This is a genomic window from Neorhizobium sp. 05N33 (assembly GCF_056397445.1).
In genome coordinates, this window is the sequence record NZ_JBFTNK010000011.1 from 65,713 (window position 1) to 81,925 (window position 16,213).

Sequence of the window (16,213 nt, forward strand, 5' to 3'; positions counted from 1 at the left end):
GTGGTTTAGGAGAAACGCAAGGTGCGTACAACAGCAGAGTCGGTGACGGGCCTCATCGAAACGGCCGAGCCGATCGAACTGTCCCTCGTCGTGCCCCTCTTCAACGAAGAAGAAAGCGTGCGCCCGCTGATCGAGCGGATCTGCGCGGCGATGGCGAATTATGCTGCGACATGGGAACTTATTCTCGTCGATGACGGCAGCACCGATGCGACGATCGCCAATGCCCGCGAAGCGCTGAACCGCCCCGGCCTCGACCTGAAGATCGTCGCGCTGCAGCGCAATTTCGGCCAGACGGCTGCCATGCAGGCCGGCATCAACCAGGCCGAAGGACGGCTGATCGCCACGCTCGACGGCGACCTGCAGAACGACCCGAAGGACATTCCCGGCATGGTGGCCGAGCTGGAACGGCGCGAACTCGACCTTCTCGTCGGCTGGCGCAAGAACCGCCAGGACGGGCTGCTGTTGCGCAAGGTGCCCTCCTTCATCGCCAACCGGCTGATCGGGCGGATCACTGGCGTGCGGCTGCATGATTACGGCTGTTCCCTGAAGATCTATCGCGGATCGGTGATCAAGCAGGTCAAGCTGATGGGCGAAATGCACCGCTTCATTCCGGCCTGGGTTGCCGGCGTGGTGCCGAGCTCGCGGATCGGCGAGATGCCGGTGACCCACCATGCGCGCCAGCACGGCGTTTCCAAATACGGCATTTCCCGCACCTTCCGGGTTATCCTCGACCTTCTGTCGGTAATGTTCTTCATGCGTTTCAAGGCGCGGCCGGGACATTTCTTCGGCTCGCTCGGCCTTGGGCTCGGGGCGCTGTCTGCGATCATCCTCTTCTACCTGTTCATCGACAAGTTCGTCATGGGCAACGACATCGGCACGCGACCGCTGTTCCTCATCGGCGTCATGCTGTTCCTCTCGGCGGTACAGATGATCACCACCGGCATTATCGCGGAAATGATCGCCCGCACCTATTACCGCGATGACAACTCGCTCAGCTACATCGTCAGGGAAGTCTATGAGGGCGATGCGGCGCATCAGTGACGCGCTTGCCCGCCGTCCCGGCCTCATCCTCTGGCTGATCGCTGCCTATTATGTGCTCGCGGTCATCCTTCGGATGCTGCGCTCGGAGGCGCTCGAAAGCGACGAGGCAGAACAGCTCTACCAGTCGCAGTTCCTGCTGATGGGCTACGGCCGTCAGCCGCCGTTCTACAACTGGCTGCAATACGGGATCGTCCACCTGATCGGCCCGTCGATCCTGGCGATCGCCCTGGTCAAGAACCTGCTGCTATTCCTCACCTGTGCGGTCTATGGACTGGCGGCGCGGGTGTTGCTGAAGGACCCACGGCTCGTTGCCATCGCCATGATCGGCGTGATCGCCATGCCGGCGGTCAGCGTCATGGCGCAGCGGGACCTGACGCATGCGATCGCCACACTGTTTGCCGTCGCGTTGTTTTTCTACGGTTTCCTCAAGACGCTGACGCGGCCGAGCCTGTGGACCTATCTCCTGACCGGCATCGCGGTCGGGTTCGGTCTGATCGCCAAGTATAATTTCGTCATCGTGCCCGTCGCGGCAATCCTCGCGATCCTGCCGGAACCGGACCTGCGCAAGCGCATCCTCGACTGGCGGCTGATCCCGGCGCTTGCCCTCGTCGTAGTGATCTGCCTGCCGCACGGCCTTTGGGTGCTCGGAAACTTGAGCGAAGCGACGGCAGGAACGATCAAGGCGATGCGGGAAGATGCATCGGGCAACCCCATCCTCGACCGGCTATCCGGCATCGGCACGCTTTTCGTCGCCATCCTGACCGGCGGTCTGCCGGTGCTCGCCTTTTTCCTGATCGCCTTCCGGCGGCCGCTGATCGATGCGTGGCATGCGACAAACCAATGGACGCGAGTGATCGGCCGAACGGTCGTTCTCTGCCTGATCGCCGTCGGGCTGATCGGGCTCGGTTTCGGGGCCACCAGCATCAGCGAAAAATGGCTGTCGCCCTTCCTGGTTCTGCTGCCGCTTTACCTCTGCCTGAAGCTCGAGGCCGCCAATGCGGAGACGAGCCGCAGCATCCCGCGGCTGCTGTTTCCGGTGGCGGCGCTGGCGCTCGGCTTCGTCGTTTATATCGCGCTCGGCAATGTCATCGGCGCGAGGTTCGGCAACTATACCAAGGAAAACCTGCCGTCCGGACGGTTCATCGAACAGGTGGTGGCGGAGCATGCCGGAGCAAAGCCCGCCTATGTGATCACCGCCGATCCCTATCTTGCCGGAAGCGCCCGGTTGGAACTGCCGCAGGCCCGCGTGCTGCTGCAAAGCTTCGGCCAGACGCCGCCGCTCGGCGAGGCGGAGAGACGCCAGCCGGGGCTGATCCTCTGGCAGGAAAGCGGGGATACGCTCGATGCTCTCAAGCCATATCTGCAGGCGAACGGGGTCGCAGCGGAAGGCTTGGCGCCGGCGACCAAAGCCGTGCCTTATCTCTTCTCGGGTGGGCGGAACAGCGTCACGTTTGGATATGCCTGGGTGGAGCCCGCGAAATAGGACAAGGACTACTCGGTTACGCTATCTTTCAAATGATCGAGCGCCGCCCGCAGCTTCTCGATTACCTCATCCACTTCCGAACGGCTGATGGTCAGCGCCGGCGAGGCGAGCATGCGGTCGGCGGTGGCGCGCAGGATGAGGCCGTTTTCGACGCAGTGGTTGCGCACCAGCGAGCCGATATCGTCGGGCTTTGCATAACGGCGGCGGGTGGATTTATCCGCCGCAAGCTGCAGACCGCCGATCAGGCCGGTGCTTTCGGCCTGGCCGACCACCGCGTGATCCTCAAGGCTTTTCCAGGCGGCGGCAAAATAGGGGCCGATATCGTCGCGGACGCGCTCGACCAGTCCCTCCTCCTCAATGATGCGGATGTTTTCCAGCGCGGCGGCGGCGCAGACCGGGTGACCGGAATAGGTGAAACCATGGTAGAAATCGCCTAACTCCTCGGTCATCACGTCGGCGACGCGGTCGCTGACCAGCACGCCGCCGATCGGCAGGTAACCGGAGGAGAGGCCCTTGGCGATCGGCGCCAGATCCGGCTCGAAGCCGTAATATTGGTGGCCGAACCAATGCCCAAGGCGGCCGAAACCGCAGATCACCTCGTCGGAAACGAGCAGGATGTTGCGCGCCTTGCAGATGCGGGCGATTTCCGGCCAGTAGGTGTCCGGCGGTATGATAACGCCCCCTGCCCCCTGGATCGGCTCGGCGACGAAGGCAGCGACCCGATCCTCGCCGAGTTCGTCAATCTTCGCCTCCAGCTCGCGGGCGACCTTGAGGCCGAATTCGGCAGGCGAAAGATCGCCGCCCTCGGCATACCAATAAGGCTGGTTGATGTGATGGATGCCTTCGATCGGCAGGTTGCCCTGTTCGTGCATCAGCTTCATGCCGCCGAGCGAGGCGCCGGCGACCGTCGAGCCGTGATAGGCGTTCTTGCGGGCGATGACCAAGGTCTTTTCCGGCTTGCCCAAAGCCTTCCAGTAGACCCGCGCCATGCGGAACCAGGTGTCGGTCGCCTCCGAGCCGGAATTGGTGAAGAAGACGCGTTTCAGGTTTTCGCCCGTGTGCGAGGCGATCTTCTGGGCGAGCAGCGCCGCCGGCTCCGTCGTGGTGCCGAAGAAGGTGTTGTAATAGGGCAGTTCCTGCATCTGCCTGTAGGCGGCATCGGCGATCGACTTGCGGCCGTAACCGACATTGACGCACCAGAGGCCGGCAAAGGCGTCGAGATATTTCTTGCCCGTCGAATCGTAGATATGGACGCCTTCCGCGCGCTGGATGACCCGCGCGCCCTTGGCGTTCAGCTGCTTCATGTCCGAGAACGGATGCAGGTGATGGGCGGCATCGATGGCGGCGAGATTGGAAAGCGGCGGCATATCGGTCATGACTGTCTCTCTGCCTTAGATTGTGCCGTCAATTCTTATCGGTTACGAACAGAGTTCCGCAACACCCGTCAAAAGACATTCCTCATGGCTTCCGATTCTGCACCGCCCCGCATCGAAATCCTGCTCGTCGGCATGAACGGCGACCTGCGCGGCAAGCAGATTCCGCTCGAGGCGGAAAAGAGGGTCTGGGACGGTACGGTGCGCCTGCCTTCCTCCACCCAGTCGCTGGATATCTGGGGCGACGACAATGACGACATTACCGGCCTGTCGCTGTCGGTCGGCGACCCGGACGGGGTGTGCATTCCCGACAAGCGTAGCCTTGCGCCAATGCCGTGGGCGCCGGAAGGGTCGAAGCAGGTGCTTTCAACCATGCACGAATTCGACGGCACGCCTTCCTTCATGGATCCGCGCGCCATTCTCGCGGCCCTTCTCAAGCGCTTCGAGGAGCGCGGCCTGACGCCGGTCGTGGCGACCGAGCTCGAATTCTACGTGATCGAGGACGACTGGCGCGAGACCGGCAGGCCGCGACCGCCGGCAAAGCTGACCTATCGCGGTGAGCCGAACGGCTTCCAGCTCTACGACATGAGCGCTGTCGATGCACTCGACGACTACCTGCAGACGGTGCGGACCTGGGCCAAGGCTCAAGGACTGCCGGCGGATGCGACGACCGCGGAATTCGGCCCGGGCCAGTTCGAGATCAACCTCCTGCACCGCGCCGATGCGCTGGCGGCCGCCGACGACTGCATCTATCTCAAGCGCATCGCCGAACAGGCGGCAAAGAAGCACGGCCTCAAATCCACCTGCATGGCAAAGCCCTATGCGGACCATGCGGGCTCCGGCCTGCATGTGCATGCGAGCATCATCGACCGGGACGGCAACAATGTGCTGGACGCGAAGGGCGGCGACCCGGTGAGGCTCAAATCCGTCTGCGCCGGAATGCTAGACACGATGCGCGATGCTCAGCTGGTCTTCGCACCGTTCGCCAATTCCTACCGCCGTTTCCAGCCGGGATCCTTCGCGCCGGTCGACATCGACTGGGGCTACGGTCATCGGGGGACTGCGGTGCGCATTCCGGACGCCCAGGGGCCTGCTGCCCGCATTGAGCACCGCGTCGCCGGTGCCGACGTCAATCCGTATCTGCTGCTGACCGCCATCCTCGGCGGCATGCTTTTAGGATTGGACGAAACGCTCGATCCGGGCCCTGCAACCGAACCCGGCAAGGAGCCGCCGGCCGGTACAAACAAGCTGACGCACGATTTCCTGACGGCGGTCGAGGAATTTTCCGCCTCGCCCTTCATCGCCGACGTTTTTGGCGCGCGCTATCAGAAGCTCTATGGCGACACGAAGCGCAAGGAGGCGATCACCTACCTGCGCACGGTCTCGGATTTCGACTACCAGACCTATCTGCCGCGGATCTAGGATCGAGGCGGCTTCAGGATCCAGGGCGCGCTCGCCAGATCGTCGATATCGATCAGCATCGGCGATCCCTCGTCCTCCTTGTAGTCGAAGGCCTTGGTCATCGCTGCGGAGAACTTACCGAATTCCTCGTAGAGCTGAAACAACCCTTCTTTATTGCCGGTGACCTGGGCCGCTATCTCTTCCTCTGATATCGCCTTGACCAGATCGCGATAGGTGCTGTTGCCCTTGCTGTCGGGGATGAAGACGACAACGCCGCCCACATCCTTGAACTTGATGCCGATCTCGATTTCGTCATCGGTGAACAGCTCGCGATTCTTGGCGATCATCTGCGGAAGGGTAAGCGCGAACAAGCTTTCGCGCGTGAGGCCGCCATGTACCTCATACTGCTGGTTCGCCAGCTGCATGAACTGCCAGCCCTTTTCGGAAAGCAGGACTTTCAGCATCAGTTTTGCGGTCGGGTCGCTTATCTTGAACTTATCGGAGCCGATGAACGCGATCGCATCGGAAACCAGCTGGCTCTTCTCATCCACATCGATGAAGGCCGCATTCACTGCGAATGCCGCCCGCATCGTTTCCCTGGCGGGCTCGCCGGTAATTCCGTTCGCCACCTGGACGAGATCGGCCTTCTTCTCCTCGGTCTTGTCTTCTTCATTTTCGGCAGGCTGCGCATTCGCCTGCTGAAGGATCAGCAAAGCCGCAGGTTGAACAACGGAGATGGAAGTCATGCCGGCCCTCGCCCGCGACGCGCCACCCTTGATGGGCATTGCCGCGATTTGTCGGGCGCTTCATGGCCAGACCAACCAATGATTCTATCAATGGTTGAAAATCTAGTGATCCCCAGTTAACGGGATATGAACAAACGGATGCAAGAGGTTGTATCGCAGGCTTCGGACTCGCTCAAATCCTGCTGACGTCCCGTTCCTGTGTCCGGTTGATTAGCACCGTCGGCTCGCCCGCACGGACCGGCAGCATCGCCCCACCGCAAACAGGGACGATCCATCGGCTGCACACGATCGATGTTTAAGCGAATGTTTCAACCTATCTTAAATTCATAAGGCCTAAGGAAGCTCGATATTTGAAGTCTTGCGGCACATCCGATGCGTATTGTTATCGCCAAGTCACTCCTTACCGGCCTCCTGTCCCTGCTCGCTTCTCTGGCTATATCGTTTACCTTCGTTCCGATGTTGGGCGGGGAAGTGGCCGGTGCCGGCCTGGTGATGACGATCGTTTGCCCGCTTGCCATCTCTATCCCCGCCTCGGCCGTGCTTTACAGCCAGTCGGAACGAATCCGGCGTGCAGAAGCCAAGGCCTCTGACGCACTCGCCAAACTGGCAGCCGCCTACGAGGAGCTTCACCGGCAGTCCCGCCACGACGGATTGACCGGGCTGTTGAACCGCAGCGCCTTTATGGAAGAACTGCAGACCCTCAGCCGGGAGGGTGTAACCGGAGCCCTTATTTTTCTGGATCTCGACCACTTCAAATCGATCAACGATCGCCACGGCCATGCAGCCGGTGACGAGGTCCTTCGCCGCACCGGGCAGATACTCGCCACGTATGACGGGCAATTCAACATAGCGGGCCGCCTCGGAGGCGAAGAATTCGCTCTCTTTCAAGGCGGCCTGAGCGTCGACGAGATGTTGAGGTGGTGCGAGGATATCCGCGGACTCATCGAAGGCATGGACATGCGCTCCGCCTCACGATCGAGCGTCCCGGTGTCGGCCAGCATCGGAGCTATCCAGTGCGCTTCGGGCTTTGACCCTTCTGAAAGTCTCAGAGCCGCCGATGTAAATCTATACGAGGCAAAATCGCTCGGGCGAAATCGGGTCGTTTCATCCATCTGAAGAGGCGGCCGAACTGCTCGGATATCGCCGCGAGCCCGCTCAGATGCCGCTGCCGTCCCGTTCCTGCGTCACACGCTCCTGCGGCCGGTTGACCAGAACGGTTAGCTCGCCCGCATGGATCTTCAACAGCACGTCGCGGTCCATGGGGAGCAGCTCGCCGTCGATGACGCAGCGGATATCGTGGCGCTCGCGGGGGAAATGCAGTTCCAGTTCGGTCACCGTCATCGCGGTGACCGCGGCGTTTTCCTTCAGCCGGCCGCGCAGGATGTCGAAAGTCAGCCGCACCACGCCCGCCGGCGTCAGCGGATCGGCGACATAAAAGCCGAGATGGCCGCCGGTCAGGCTGTCGGCAAACATCAGCGGGTCGCGGCCGAACTCGTTGTTGGAAACGGAGATGGCCGAGACCCTGCGGTGCCCGACCTTGCCGCCCGCATTGTATTCCACCTCGAATTCCGGCGGATTGAACATGACGCCGATCGCCGCCCTCGTGCTCGCGCGTATCTTGCCAAGCCGTGAGGCGAAGGTCATCGAGTTGCGATAGCGCACCATGCGCGCATGCATGCCGGCAGAAAACTGATGCACGAAACTCTTGCCGTTGGCGCTGGCAATATCGATGTTTTCCGGCCGCGCCTGCGCCAAAGCATCCAGCACCTGCCAGATATCGAGCGGCAGTTTCAGCGAGCGGGCGAAAAGGTTCATGGTGCCTGCCGGCACGACGCCGAGCGCGATGCCGCTTTTCCACGCGATGCCGGCGGCGGCCGAGATCGTGCCGTCGCCGCCGCCGGCGATCAGCCCTTCGACGCCTGGCGTCGAGGCCGCCTTTTCCATGGTCGAGACCACGTCCTTGCCGGATACCACATGGCATTCGATCTCGTGACCGGCCGCCTTGAACGTCTCGGCTGCTCGAGCGCAATAGGCGTCCATGTCTGTGGTTCGGAAGGTACCGCCATCGCGGTTGAAGACGGCAAAGAGGTTCATTTGCTCTCGCTTGCAGAGGAGCGGATTTGGCGCGGGACAACGGCCCATCAGAGAAATGGTTGCGACCGGGAGTTTTATCAACAAGCCCGCCGTCGCTTCAGGAAAAAACTCACAATCCCGTGAGAGCACGCCTGAATAAATGGCGGATACTACCGCAACGCACCATGCCGTGTTAGCCTTAAGTCCGGTCATTCGATGACCCACTCACCTCCAGAGCGGGTGGATGCCTCCCACATCCTACCCGCGTCTTTTTCCAGCAGATTCAACGTTATGACCGATACTGCCGCCGATTTTCAATCCGCACGGGACCGTTCGGAAGCCAAAGATTTTGATAATGCATCAGAGCTTTCGCGGCTCGCCGTCATCCTGATCGAGATCGCGCTGGCGGTTGGAGGTTTCGGAATCGGCACCGGCGAATTCGCCATCATGGGGCTGCTGCCGGATGTCGCCTCCACCTATCAGGTCAGCATTCCGATGGCGGGCTACGTGATCAGCGCCTATGCCCTCGGTGTTGTCATCGGCGCGCCGATCATCGCGGTCGCGGCCGCGCGGATGACGCGGCGCTCGCTGCTGCTGATCCTGATGACGGTGTTTGCGCTCGGTAATATCCTGAGCGCCGCCGCCCCGGACTTCTGGAGCTTTACCGCGCTGCGCTTCATCACCGGCCTGCCGCATGGCGCCTATTTCGGCGTCGCGGCTCTCGTTGCCGCCTCGATGGTGCCGCCCAACAAGCGCGCCCGCGCCGTCGGCCGGGTGATGCTCGGCCTCACCGTCGCGACCCTGGTCGGCACGCCGATCGCCACCTTCATGGGACAGATGCTCAACTGGCGCGCCGCCTTCTTCCTGGTCGGCGGCATCGGCGTGGTGACGGTGGCGCTGCTCTGGTATTTCCAGCCGCGCGACAAGGTGCATGAGGGCGCCAGCATCTGGCGCGAGCTGAGCGCCTTCGGCCGCGCGCAGGTATGGCTGACGCTCGGCATCGCGGCGGTCGGTTTCGGCGGCATGTTCTCGGTGTTCAGCTACATCGCCTCGACCACGACGGTGACGGCCGGAATGTCGGTCGGCATGGTGGCGATCGTGCTGACGCTGTTCGGCATCGGCATGAATGTCGGCAATATCGTCGGCTCGCGGCTGGCCGACCTGTCGCTCAAGGGCACGATCGGCGGCGTGATGCTTTTCAACATCGTCGTCATGGGCGCCTTCGGCCTGTGGGCGCAATATCCGGCCGTGCTCTGCCTTTGCGTGTTCCTGATCGGCTGCGGCTTCGCTGCTGGCCCTGCGCTGCAGACGCGGCTGATGGATGTCGCAGCCGACGCGCAGACGCTTGCTGCCGCCTCCAACCACTCGGCCTTCAACATCGCCAACGCGCTCGGCGCCTGGCTGGGCGGGCTGGTGATCGCCTGGGGCTGGGGTTTTGCCGCGACCGGCTATGTGGGCGCGGTGCTATCGCTTCTGGGTTTTGGGGTGTTCGCGGTATCGGCAGCGCTCGACCGGAAGGTCGCGGCGGCCTGATCAGGCCGCCTTAGATGGCTTTTCAGCCTCCGACATGACCATATATTTCCGGCCATTCTCGCAGATGACGTGTTCCTTGCCCCAGAGACGGAGTGCGGCGATGACCGGTTCCAGGCTGCGGCCGATCGGCGTCAGCGCATAATCGACGCGCGGCGGCACGACCGGGAATACGGTGCGGGACAGCAAGCCTGCCTCTTCCAGTTCCCGCAGCTGCTTGGTCAGCATGCGCTGGGTGACCGCCGGAATGCGGCGGCGCAGTTCGTTGAAGCGCAGCGTGCCGTCTTGCAACAGGTGATAAAGGATGACGCCTTTCCATTTCCCATCGAGGAAACTCAGGGTCGACTCCACCGGGCAGCCTGGGAAATTGTCGGTCAGCTTTGCACGGGGTTTCGACATGGTCAGCGTCCTTTCACGGTATACTTTTCGGTACTATAGACCAAAAATGTGCATTCTTGCGCTCCTTGAACATAGGCGCCATCTAGTCTCCGGACAACAGGACACAAACCAAGGAGACGTTCCATGCGCGCCGTCGGCTTCAACATGCCCCAGCCCATTACCGCCGAAACCTCGCTGATCGACATCGATCTGCCCATGCCGGAGGCGACCGGCCGCGACCTGCTGGTCGAGATCAGGGCGGTCTCGGTCAATCCGGTCGATACCAAGGTGCGCCGCTCGGCCCCGGTCGAACCCGGCCAGCACCGAATCCTCGGTTATGATGCTGCCGGCGTGGTCAAGGCGGTCGGCCCGGGCGTCAAACTCTTCAAGCCGGGCGACGAGGTCTATTATGCCGGCGTGATCAACCGGCCGGGCACCAATGCGGAATTCCATCTGGTCGACGAGCGCATCGTCGGCTTCAAGCCGAAGACCCTGAGCTTCGAGGAAGCAGCCGCCCTGCCGCTGACGGCGATCACCGCCTACGAGACGCTGTTCCACCGCATGAAGGTGCAGGACAAGGTAACCGGCGCCTGGAACGCGGTGCTGGTCATCGGCGGCGCCGGCGGGGTCGGCTCGATCACCATCCAGCTCCTGCGCGAACTGTCAGACGTGACAGTGATCGGCACCGGTTCGCGGCCGGAAACGCAAGCTTGGATCAAGGAACTCGGCGCCCACCACGTGCTCGACCATTCGAAGCCGATGGCGCCGCAACTTGCCCAGATGGCGATCGGCGCACCCGCCTTCGTCTTCTCCACGACCCATACGGAAAACCATCTCCAGGACATCCTGGAGCTGATCGCACCGCAGGGCCGGCTGGCGCTGATCGACGATCCGAAGGAGCCGATGGACCTGCGCGCCTTCAAGAGCAAGGCGCTGTCGGTGCATTGGGAGATGATGTTCGCGCGTGCCGTCTTCCAGACCGCCGATATGATCGAGCAGCACAAGCTTTTGAACCACGTCGCGGAATTGGTCGATACCAGAAAGATCCGAACGACGCTTGCCGAGACGCTGGGGCCGATCAACGCCGCGAACCTGAAGAAGGCGCATGCGATGGTCGAAAGCAACCGCACCAAGGGCAAGCTCGTGCTTTCGGGCTTCTGACGAGGTCCTGTGAAAGAAACAAAGAAAGCCCGCCGTGGCTGAAACGGCGGGCTTTCTTAGCGGCCTGGCGGTGGATCAAGCCTGGATGACAACGACCTTGGCGCCGACATTGACGCGGCTGTAGAGATCGACGACGTCATGGTTCATCATGCGGATGCAGCCGCTCGACATGGCAAGCCCAATCGATTGCGGCTGGTTGGTGCCATGGATGCGGAAATGCGTGTCGTTACCGCCGCGATAGAGATACATGGCGCGGGCGCCAAGCGGATTGTTCGGGCCACCAGGCATGCCGCCTGCGAGTTTCCGATATCGCTCCTCGCGGCGCTGCATGTTTTCGGTGGGCGTCCAGGTGGGCCATTCGGCCTTGCGGCCGACATAGGCATTGCCGGCAAGCGCCAGTCCGGCACGGCCGACGCCGACGCCATACCGGATCGCGCGGCCGTTGCCGAGAATGTAATAGGCGCGGCGGGCCGGCGTGTCGACGACCACGGTGCCGGCTGCATGCGGGGTGACATAGGCGACTTCCGTGCGGCGCAGCTCCGGCTTTATGTTCTCGACCGGTACGGTCTTCAGCGGGAACTGTTCATTCGGCAGTGCTGCGTAGTTCGTCTGATCGTTGATGGTGGAAGCGCAACCGGCAAGCAGAAGCGGCAGACCGCCAAGAAAGCCGCGACGGGAGATCGTCATGAATGTGTCCTTGATGCGTCGAGAAGATGACGCCGAACTTAAGAATATTATGGTTAATGAAGTGCTAAACGGGCGGTTATTGCAGTCATCACGAACGCGTTAGAAGTAGATCGCGACACGACGCATCCGCATTGAATTCCGCATCAATTGATGCTATTTTTGATGACAAGGAGACCGGCTATGCGTACGACCATAACCATCGACGATGAATTGCTTGATAAAGCTCGCAAATATACGGGAGTTACCGAAACTCCCACCTTGATCCGGCTGGCTCTCGAAGGGCTCGTCCAGCGGGAGGCGGCCAGGCGCCTGGCCCAGCTTGGAGGAAGCGCACCCGATCTTGTGGCTCCTCCCCGGCGGCGCTTCGATCCGGTGGAGCCGGAATGATCCTTGTCGATAGCTCAATCTGGGTAGATCATTTTCGGGCCGGCGACGCACATCTGCAGGCATTGTTAGATGCGGAAGAGGTTATCATTCATCCGTTCGTTATCGGGGAGTTGTCGTTGGGACATATCCCACGATACGACGATGTGATGGCTATGTTGGGGGATTTGCCGATCATAATCAAAGCGGACGACAACGAAGTACGGCACATGATCCGCAGTAAGGCGCTCTTCGGAACAGGTATCGGCTATGTTGACGCACACCTGGTTGCGTCCGTGTTTCTTTCGGATGGTCACGCATTATGGACGCGCGACAAGAAGCTTCACAGGATGGCGCATGCCGTTGGCATTGCAATGCCAAGCCATCTGCACTGAGAGATCACATATTCGGATAGACCGGCCCCTCGCCGCCCTGCGGTGGAACCCAGTTGATGTTCTGGTTGGGGTCCTTGATGTCGCAGGTCTTGCAGTGGACGCAGTTCTGGGCGTTGATCACGTAGACTTCTTCGCCGTCCTTCTCCACCCACTCGTAGACGCCGGCCGGACAGTAGCGCGTCGAGGGACCGCCATAGACGTCCAGCTCCGAGCGCTTCTGCAGGTCCATGTCCTTGACCTGTAGATGGACCGGCTGGTCTTCCTCGTGGTTGGTGTTCGACAGGAACACCGAGGACAGCCGGTCGAAGGTAAGCACGCCGTCCGGCTTCGGATAGACGATCTTCTTGTGCCGGGCTGCCGGTTCCAGCGAGGCTGCGTCGGTCTTGCCGTGTTTCAGCGTGCCGAAGATCGACAGGCCGAACAACTGGTTGGTCCACATGTCGAGGCCGCCGAGCGCGATGCCGAGGCCGGTGCCGAGTTTCGACCAGAGCGGCTTGACGTTGCGCACCCGTTTCAGGTCCGTGCCGATCGGCGTCGAGCGCCATTCGTTTTCGATCTCGACGACCTCGTCATTGGCACGGCCGGCTTCGATTGCCCTGGCGATGTTGTCGGCGGCGAGAATGCCGGACAGGACGGCGTTGTGGCTGCCCTTGATGCGCGGCACGTTGACGAGGCCGGCGGAACAGCCGATCAGCGCGCCGCCCGGGAAGGTCAGTTTCGGCACCGACTGGTATCCGCCCTCGGTGATGGCGCGGGCCCCGTAGGAGAGGCGTTTTGCTCCCTCGAACGTTCCGCGGATCGCCTGGTGCGTCTTGAAGCGCTGGAATTCCTCGAACGGATAGAGATACGGGTTCTTGTAGTTCAGGTGCACAACGAAGCCGACGGCGACCAGATTGTCCTCCAGGTGATAGAGGAACGAACCGCCGCCGGTCTTCATGCCGAGCGGCCAGCCGAAGGAATGCTGTACCAGGCCCGGACGATGGTTTTCCGGCTTCACCTGCCAGAGTTCCTTGAGGCCGATGCCGTATTTCTGGGGCTCGCGATCCTTCTGCAGGTCGAATCGCAGGATCAACTGCTTGGCGAGCGATCCGCGCACGCCTTCGCCGATCAGCGTGTATTTGCCGATCAGTTCCATGCCCCGGGTAAAGGCCGGGCCGGGCTCGCCATTGCGCTCGACGCCCATGTCGCCAGTCGCCACACCCTTGACCGCGCCGTTTTCGTCATAGAGCACTTCGGTGGCGGCAAAGCCCGGATAGATCTCGACGCCGAGCGCTTCCGCCTTTTCGGCGAGCCAGCGACAGACGTTGCCGAGCGAGACTATGTAGTTGCCGTGATTGTTCATCAGTGGCGGCATCATGAAATTCGGCAGGCGGATCGAGCCGGCGGGGCCTAAGAACAGGAAATGGTCGGCGGTGACCGGGGTTTTGAACGGATGATCCGCCTCCTCGCGCCAGCCGGGCAGCAGCGCGTCGATGCCGACCGGATCGACAACCGCGCCGGACAGGATATGGGCGCCGACTTCCGAACCCTTTTCGAGCACCACGACGGTCAGGTCCGGATTGACCTGCTTCAGGCGGATCGCGGCTGAAAGCCCCGCAGGACCCGCGCCGACGATCACCACGTCGAATTCCATGCTCTCGCGTTCTGGCAGTTCTTGCTCGTTCATATCCAACTCCGCTCGCCGGCCCCTTCCGGCTTTATTCAGGCAACCTGTTTGACAAAACCGCCCCGGCTTGTCGAGGCGGGAAAACGTCCTCCGCCTTGTCATTCGCGCAAATGGTGTTTCGGTTTTCTCATATTACGTTTACGTTCACGTCAACTATAGACACCGAACCGCAGAAAGCAAGATCGACCTTTCGCAGCCTTCTGTCGCTGCTATAAAGGCCCGACAACCGATTACAGGAATTGGGGAAGGAACAGAACCATGGATCTCGGTCTCAACGGCAAACGCGCTCTCGTGCTCGCCTCGTCGCGCGGGCTTGGCCTCGGCATCGCCAAGGCTCTGGCGAGCGAAGGCGCCCATGTTCTCCTCGTCGGCCGCTCCGGCGAACGGCTGGCGGACAATTGCAAGGCGATCAATGCCGAAGGCCAGGTAAAGGCCAATGGGGGAAAAGCAGACTGGGTCTGGGGCGACCTTTCCGAGGAGAATTTCGTCGAGGCGATGAAGACCGCCGTCAAGGAGAAGCTCGGCGGCATCGACATTCTGGTCAACAATACCGGCGGCCCGACGCCCGGCACCGCGGAAGACATGACCGCCGACAAGCTCGACATCTTCTTCCAGTCCATGGTTCTGCGCGTCATCACGCTCACCAACGCCTTCCTGCCGCAGATGAAGGAACAGGGCTGGGGCCGCATTCTCACCTGCGCCTCGTCGGGCGTCTACGAGCCGATCGCCAACCTTGCGCTGTCCAACACCCTGCGCTCTGCGCTGGTCGGCTGGAACAAGACGATCGCCACCGAAGTGGCGGGGTTCGGCATTACCTGCAACATGCTGCTTCCCGGCCGCATCCATACCGACCGTATTGACGAACTCGACGGCGCCAATGCCAAGCGCACCGGCAAGTCGGTGGAAGAAATCCGCTCCGCCTCGCTGAAGACCATTCCCGCCGGCCGGCTCGGCAGGGTCGAGGAATTTGCAGCCGCCGGCGCGTTCCTCTGCTCGGTCCCGGCAAGCTATGTCACCGGCACGATGCTCCGGGTCGACGGCGGCGCGTCGCGTTCGATCTGATCTTCCGAGCGACCGTTAAACTGAGGTCGTTAAACATTAAATCGAATTGAGCTGCCGCCGTTGGCGGTATCTCAATTCGCCTCAGCTAAGAGGCAAGCCGGCCCCCAAATTAAAGGATCGCCGGCATGATCGAAAGTGTTTCGGGGGCGACCGAAGCTGCATCGCCCAGTATCCCCTCCGCCGTGCCTCACGTCGCGGCGCCTTCGGCAGCCTCCTCGGCTGCGTCGATCTCGGCGACGCTTGCGGCCGGACAGGTCGCGACCTATGCAGGCACCTGGGAAGCAGCAACCCGGCACGCAGCCGAGACTTCGGCGATCTCCAGCCGGCCGGGCATGATGCATGCGCGAAGCCTTGAGGCCGTGGACGATGTTGTGGTCCGCAACCTCCTCGACAGCCTGTCTCCATCGAGCCGCATCGCCGGCAGTTTCTTCCTGGCCGACGGCGAGGAACCAGCGCCACGCTCGCTGATCGCCACTTATTACGAAGACGTCTGACCGGACACGGTTCAGGACGATGTGACATCACGCAAATTCGTCTCGCGGGAGCCTTCGCCCAAGCCTATGATCTCCGGACCTTGCCTTTGGAGATTTTTCCATGAAATTCACTCGACTTGCGCTTTCGATCATCGGTGCCCTGCTGGTCGTGCTCGGCCTCATCTGGATCGGCCAGGGCAGCGGCGCCTTCCCCTATCCCGCCAGCAGTTTCATGATCAACCAGACGCCCTGGATCATCAGGGGCGCCATCGTCGCGATCATCGGCGTCGTGGTCATCTGGGGCGCCCGGCGGTTTCTGCGCTAGCTGCGGCGAGCGCAGTTCAGCGGCGCATCCAGAAGGCGAGAAAGATTAACTCCAGT

At 61.7% G+C, this 16,213-nt stretch carries 17 protein-coding genes; 11 read left to right on the forward strand and 6 right to left on the reverse strand.

Annotation, left to right across the window (positions count from 1 at the left end):
- Positions 1–21 precede the first annotated feature (21 nt).
- On the forward strand, positions 22–1,041 hold the full coding sequence (locus AC1DLT_RS23355) for a glycosyltransferase family 2 protein (RefSeq protein ID WP_477488326.1): 1,020 nt from the start codon (positions 22–24) through the stop codon (positions 1,039–1,041).
- Complete coding sequence (locus tag AC1DLT_RS23360) at positions 1,025–2,524, forward strand: ArnT family glycosyltransferase (RefSeq protein ID WP_477488327.1); 1,500 nt, start codon at positions 1,025–1,027, stop codon at positions 2,522–2,524. Before AC1DLT_RS23355 ends, AC1DLT_RS23360 begins: the two co-directional genes overlap by 17 nt.
- 8 nt (positions 2,525–2,532) lie before the next feature.
- On the opposite strand, the gene AC1DLT_RS23365 is transcribed toward AC1DLT_RS23360, so the two are convergent.
- The gene (locus AC1DLT_RS23365) at positions 2,533–3,900 is read right to left on the reverse strand and encodes an aspartate aminotransferase family protein (protein WP_477488328.1); all 1,368 of its coding nucleotides are present in this window, start codon (positions 3,898–3,900) and stop codon (positions 2,533–2,535) included.
- 84 nt (positions 3,901–3,984) lie between these two features.
- On the opposite strand from AC1DLT_RS23365, the gene AC1DLT_RS23370 reads away from it, so the two are divergent.
- Complete coding sequence (locus AC1DLT_RS23370; protein ID WP_477488329.1) at positions 3,985–5,319, forward strand: glutamine synthetase family protein; 1,335 nt, start codon at positions 3,985–3,987, stop codon at positions 5,317–5,319.
- Here the strand turns inward: AC1DLT_RS23370 and AC1DLT_RS23375 are convergent.
- Entirely contained in the window at positions 5,316–6,044 is a 729-nt protein-coding gene (locus AC1DLT_RS23375) for a hypothetical protein (protein ID WP_247137900.1), read from the reverse strand. The genes AC1DLT_RS23370 and AC1DLT_RS23375 overlap by 4 nt on opposite strands.
- 372 nt (positions 6,045–6,416) lie before the next feature.
- Here AC1DLT_RS23375 and AC1DLT_RS23380 point away from each other — a divergent pair, with 372 nt between their 5' ends.
- Positions 6,417–7,160, forward strand: coding sequence for a GGDEF domain-containing protein (locus AC1DLT_RS23380; RefSeq protein WP_038541390.1), 744 nt, complete (start codon positions 6,417–6,419; stop codon positions 7,158–7,160).
- Between the two features lie 39 nt (positions 7,161–7,199).
- Here AC1DLT_RS23380 and AC1DLT_RS23385 read toward each other — a convergent pair whose 3' ends face one another.
- Complete coding sequence (locus AC1DLT_RS23385) at positions 7,200–8,138, reverse strand: diacylglycerol/lipid kinase family protein (protein ID WP_477488330.1); 939 nt, start codon at positions 8,136–8,138, stop codon at positions 7,200–7,202.
- Positions 8,139–8,408: 270 nt separating this feature from the next.
- Between AC1DLT_RS23385 and AC1DLT_RS23390 the strand changes: the two genes are divergently transcribed.
- Complete coding sequence (locus AC1DLT_RS23390; RefSeq protein ID WP_477488331.1) at positions 8,409–9,650, forward strand: MFS transporter; 1,242 nt, start codon at positions 8,409–8,411, stop codon at positions 9,648–9,650.
- Here AC1DLT_RS23390 and AC1DLT_RS23395 read toward each other — a convergent pair whose 3' ends face one another.
- The gene (locus AC1DLT_RS23395; RefSeq protein ID WP_477488332.1) at positions 9,651–10,046 is read right to left on the reverse strand and encodes a winged helix-turn-helix transcriptional regulator; all 396 of its coding nucleotides are present in this window, start codon (positions 10,044–10,046) and stop codon (positions 9,651–9,653) included.
- Between the two features lie 123 nt (positions 10,047–10,169).
- Between AC1DLT_RS23395 and AC1DLT_RS23400 the strand changes: the two genes are divergently transcribed.
- On the forward strand, positions 10,170–11,186 hold the full coding sequence (locus AC1DLT_RS23400; protein WP_477488333.1) for a zinc-binding alcohol dehydrogenase family protein: 1,017 nt from the start codon (positions 10,170–10,172) through the stop codon (positions 11,184–11,186).
- Between the two features lie 75 nt (positions 11,187–11,261).
- Here AC1DLT_RS23400 and AC1DLT_RS23405 read toward each other — a convergent pair whose 3' ends face one another.
- Positions 11,262–11,873: a L,D-transpeptidase gene (locus tag AC1DLT_RS23405; protein ID WP_477488334.1), complete on the reverse strand. Its 612-nt coding sequence runs from the start codon at positions 11,871–11,873 to the stop codon at positions 11,262–11,264.
- 180 nt (positions 11,874–12,053) lie between these two features.
- Between AC1DLT_RS23405 and AC1DLT_RS23410 the strand changes: the two genes are divergently transcribed.
- Together AC1DLT_RS23410 and AC1DLT_RS23415 are read left to right on the forward strand one after the other, a co-directional pair.
- Positions 12,054–12,260, forward strand: coding sequence for a type II toxin-antitoxin system VapB family antitoxin (locus AC1DLT_RS23410; RefSeq protein WP_247038910.1), 207 nt, complete (start codon positions 12,054–12,056; stop codon positions 12,258–12,260).
- Complete coding sequence (locus tag AC1DLT_RS23415) at positions 12,257–12,631, forward strand: type II toxin-antitoxin system VapC family toxin (protein WP_477488335.1); 375 nt, start codon at positions 12,257–12,259, stop codon at positions 12,629–12,631. Before AC1DLT_RS23410 ends, AC1DLT_RS23415 begins: the two co-directional genes overlap by 4 nt.
- A gap of 4 nt (positions 12,632–12,635) precedes the next feature.
- Here the strand turns inward: AC1DLT_RS23415 and AC1DLT_RS23420 are convergent, their stop codons facing one another.
- Positions 12,636–14,297, reverse strand: a complete 1,662-nt coding sequence (locus AC1DLT_RS23420) for an electron transfer flavoprotein-ubiquinone oxidoreductase (RefSeq protein WP_477488336.1) — start codon at positions 14,295–14,297, stop codon at positions 12,636–12,638.
- A gap of 258 nt (positions 14,298–14,555) precedes the next feature.
- Between AC1DLT_RS23420 and AC1DLT_RS23425 the strand changes: the two genes are divergently transcribed.
- The 3 genes from AC1DLT_RS23425 to AC1DLT_RS23435 all read left to right on the forward strand — a co-directional run bounded on the left by AC1DLT_RS23425 (position 14,556) and on the right by AC1DLT_RS23435 (position 16,157).
- On the forward strand, positions 14,556–15,359 hold the full coding sequence (locus tag AC1DLT_RS23425) for an SDR family oxidoreductase (RefSeq protein WP_038541371.1): 804 nt from the start codon (positions 14,556–14,558) through the stop codon (positions 15,357–15,359).
- A 125-nt stretch (positions 15,360–15,484) separates the two neighbouring features.
- On the forward strand, positions 15,485–15,853 hold the full coding sequence (locus AC1DLT_RS23430; RefSeq protein ID WP_038541369.1) for a hypothetical protein: 369 nt from the start codon (positions 15,485–15,487) through the stop codon (positions 15,851–15,853).
- Between the two features lie 100 nt (positions 15,854–15,953).
- On the forward strand, positions 15,954–16,157 hold the full coding sequence (locus AC1DLT_RS23435) for a hypothetical protein (RefSeq protein WP_038541367.1): 204 nt from the start codon (positions 15,954–15,956) through the stop codon (positions 16,155–16,157).
- The last annotated feature ends 56 nt before the right edge of the window (positions 16,158–16,213 follow it).

Excerpts from the sequence above, each read along its gene's own strand:
- AC1DLT_RS23380 (WP_038541390.1), top strand. The coding sequence starts at position 6,417 with ATGCGTATTGTTATCGCCAAGTCACTCCTTACCGGCCTCCTGTCCCTG.
- AC1DLT_RS23395 (WP_477488332.1), bottom strand. The coding sequence starts at position 10,046 with ATGTCGAAACCCCGTGCAAAGCTGACCGACAATTTCCCAGGCTGCCCG.
- AC1DLT_RS23390 (WP_477488331.1), top strand. The coding sequence starts at position 8,409 with ATGACCGATACTGCCGCCGATTTTCAATCCGCACGGGACCGTTCGGAA.
- AC1DLT_RS23415 (WP_477488335.1), top strand. The coding sequence starts at position 12,257 with ATGATCCTTGTCGATAGCTCAATCTGGGTAGATCATTTTCGGGCCGGC.
- AC1DLT_RS23370 (WP_477488329.1), top strand. The coding sequence starts at position 3,985 with ATGGCTTCCGATTCTGCACCGCCCCGCATCGAAATCCTGCTCGTCGGC.
- AC1DLT_RS23400 (WP_477488333.1), top strand. The coding sequence starts at position 10,170 with ATGCGCGCCGTCGGCTTCAACATGCCCCAGCCCATTACCGCCGAAACC.
- AC1DLT_RS23420 (WP_477488336.1), bottom strand. The coding sequence starts at position 14,297 with ATGAACGAGCAAGAACTGCCAGAACGCGAGAGCATGGAATTCGACGTG.
- AC1DLT_RS23435 (WP_038541367.1), top strand. The coding sequence starts at position 15,954 with ATGAAATTCACTCGACTTGCGCTTTCGATCATCGGTGCCCTGCTGGTC.
- AC1DLT_RS23360 (WP_477488327.1), top strand. The coding sequence starts at position 1,025 with ATGCGGCGCATCAGTGACGCGCTTGCCCGCCGTCCCGGCCTCATCCTC.
- AC1DLT_RS23410 (WP_247038910.1), top strand. The coding sequence starts at position 12,054 with ATGCGTACGACCATAACCATCGACGATGAATTGCTTGATAAAGCTCGC.
- AC1DLT_RS23385 (WP_477488330.1), bottom strand. The coding sequence starts at position 8,138 with ATGAACCTCTTTGCCGTCTTCAACCGCGATGGCGGTACCTTCCGAACC.
- AC1DLT_RS23365 (WP_477488328.1), bottom strand. The coding sequence starts at position 3,900 with ATGACCGATATGCCGCCGCTTTCCAATCTCGCCGCCATCGATGCCGCC.
- AC1DLT_RS23430 (WP_038541369.1), top strand. The coding sequence starts at position 15,485 with ATGATCGAAAGTGTTTCGGGGGCGACCGAAGCTGCATCGCCCAGTATC.
- AC1DLT_RS23425 (WP_038541371.1), top strand. The coding sequence starts at position 14,556 with ATGGATCTCGGTCTCAACGGCAAACGCGCTCTCGTGCTCGCCTCGTCG.
- AC1DLT_RS23375 (WP_247137900.1), bottom strand. The coding sequence starts at position 6,044 with ATGACTTCCATCTCCGTTGTTCAACCTGCGGCTTTGCTGATCCTTCAG.
- AC1DLT_RS23405 (WP_477488334.1), bottom strand. The coding sequence starts at position 11,873 with ATGACGATCTCCCGTCGCGGCTTTCTTGGCGGTCTGCCGCTTCTGCTT.